Raw genomic sequence first — 2,088 nt, 5'->3', positions numbered from 1 at the left:
GTGATGTACACCTCGCGAATGCTGTGGGTGCGCACATAGTCGCTCAGCTCGCTGAGCTTGCCCAGCAGCTTGTTGCGCGAATCTTCGTGCAGGCGCTCGTCTTGGCGGTCTTCGAAGTAGCCTAGAAAGTCTATCCCTTGGTCCGACCCTTCGCGCAAGGCCCGGGCCACCTTGGCGCCCAGCGGCCCGGCCCCGACGATGACCGCGCCACGGCGAGCGCCGCGGGTGCGGCGGGCGCGCTCCCAGCGGCCGATTTGGATCGCAATGACCTGAAAAACCGGCGTCAGACCGACCCACCAATACAGCACCTTGTCCTCGAAATAGCCCATGCTGTTGGTGGCATAACCACACAGCGCCAGAATGACCAGCAGGGCGACCCACGAGCCCAGCACGTCGAGCCCCGCGCTGACGCTGCTGCTGCCGGAGAAGCGGTTGCGTCCGGGGAAAGTCAAGGCGAACACCAGCAGGCACAGAGTCAGTCCCGATCTGAGGATCGGCTCGTCAAAAAACGCGCTGACTGCCAAAAAGCACAGCACGATGATGCCGGGCTCCATGAAGGCGGCGATCAAGGATTCGACGGACTGCGGTGCGCTGTAAAACGTTCTCTTGTAACTTCTGTCCTCGAACATCGTTCTCCCTCGTTGCTTGCTGCCGGATCGGCAATGACGGCTCCGTCAAAATTCTGAAGTGCCAATTGGGGGAGGATTCTCGCTCAGTTTGAGGTGCTCAATTCCTTGCCCCCAACAACATGGCGTCAGTGCGCGACTGCCTACAATCCGCCCATGCTGAAATATTGGATGAACTTGGCAACGCCAGCCGCGCAGGATCGCATGATCCTGTTACTGAATCATGTCCTGAGCCGCGAATCCCACGCAATGGCCAGGTTGCAGCCCTTTGCGGGCCAGCTTGTTGTTTTGCATCTGCAAAACTGGCCCGCGCTGCTGCCGGCCGCGCCCGATCTGGCCCTGGGCGTCACGCCTGCTGGCCTGTTCGAGCGTCAAGAAGGGGGCGAGTCGGCAGCGTCGTTGCGCATCGAGTTGGATGCGTCCAACCCCGCCTTGCTGGCCTTGGGCGCCTTGTTGGGGGAGCGCCCCAGCGTGTCGGTGCAGGGCGACGCCGCCTTTGCCGGCGAAATCAGCTGGTTGATGGAGAACCTGCGCTGGGACATCGAGGATGACTTGGCGGCGGTGGTTGGGCCGGCCGCCGCCCGTCAGCTCAGCAACTGGGGGCGATCCGCCAGCACGGCGGTCGCCGCATTGGCGCGCAGCGCCGCCGCCTTCAAGCCGGCGGGCAGCAAAGCCTCATGAGGTACTTCGCGCGCCTGTTTGTGATTGTTTGGACGATTTTGCGCTTTGGCTTGGATGAGCTGGCACTGTCGGGCCTGAGGCGCCGCCGGTTTCGGCTCTTGCGCCGAACCATCTCGCTGGGCCGCAGCTGGGAGCAGCCGCGCGGCGTGCGCCTGCGCTTGGCGCTGGAGCATTTGGGCCCGATCTTCGTCAAATTCGGCCAGGTGCTGTCGACCCGACGCGATCTGGTGCCCGAGGACATGGTCGAGGAACTGGCCAAGCTGCAAGACCGCGTGCCGCCGTTCCCTGCGCCTGAGTCGCGCGCGCTGGTGGAGCGGGCTTTCGGCCGACCGGTTGAGGAGTTGTTCGGCAGTTTCGAGGCCGAGCCGGTGGCCAGCGCCTCGATCGCGCAAGTGCACTTTGCCACCTTGAAGGACGGCCGCGAGGTCGCGGTCAAGGTCTTGCGGCCCGGCATGCTGGACACCATCGACGACGATTTGGCGCTGCTGCGCACGATCGCCGTCTGGGTCGAGCGCCTGTCGGCCGATGGCCGCAGACTGAAGCCGCGCGAGGTGGTGGCCGAGTTCAGCAACTATCTGCATGACGAGCTGGATCTGGTGCGCGAGGCCGCCAATGCGGCGCAGCTGCGCCGCAATATGGTCGGGCTGGACCTGGTCATGGTGCCCGAGATGATGTGGGATATGTGCAGCTCCGACGTGATCGTGATGGAGCGCATGCACGGCGTGCCGATTTCACAGCTGGAGCGGCTCAAAGCGGCCGGCATCGACATCCCCAAGCTGGC

At 64.1% G+C, this 2,088-nt stretch carries 2 protein-coding genes and 1 pseudogene; 2 read left to right on the top strand and 1 reads right to left on the bottom strand.

What is annotated here, in order from left to right; genetic code table 11:
• A pseudogene (locus RMO57_RS05370) lies at positions 1-629 on the bottom strand (undecaprenyl-phosphate glucose phosphotransferase); the annotation flags it as partial.
• A gap of 153 nt (positions 630-782) precedes the next feature.
• Between RMO57_RS05370 and RMO57_RS05365 the strand changes: the two are divergent.
• Complete coding sequence (locus RMO57_RS05365) at positions 783-1,307, top strand: hypothetical protein (RefSeq protein WP_310384923.1); 525 nt, start codon at positions 783-785, stop codon at positions 1,305-1,307.
• On the top strand, positions 1,304-2,088 hold a 785-nt coding region (locus RMO57_RS05360; protein WP_310384921.1), incomplete at its 3' end, for an AarF/UbiB family protein. The genes RMO57_RS05365 and RMO57_RS05360, both read left to right, overlap by 4 nt.

The organism is Roseateles sp. (genome assembly GCF_031397715.1).
Classification (GTDB): domain Bacteria; phylum Pseudomonadota; class Gammaproteobacteria; order Burkholderiales; family Burkholderiaceae_C; genus Paucibacter_A.
This window is presented reverse-complemented; position numbering and strand designations above follow the sequence as displayed.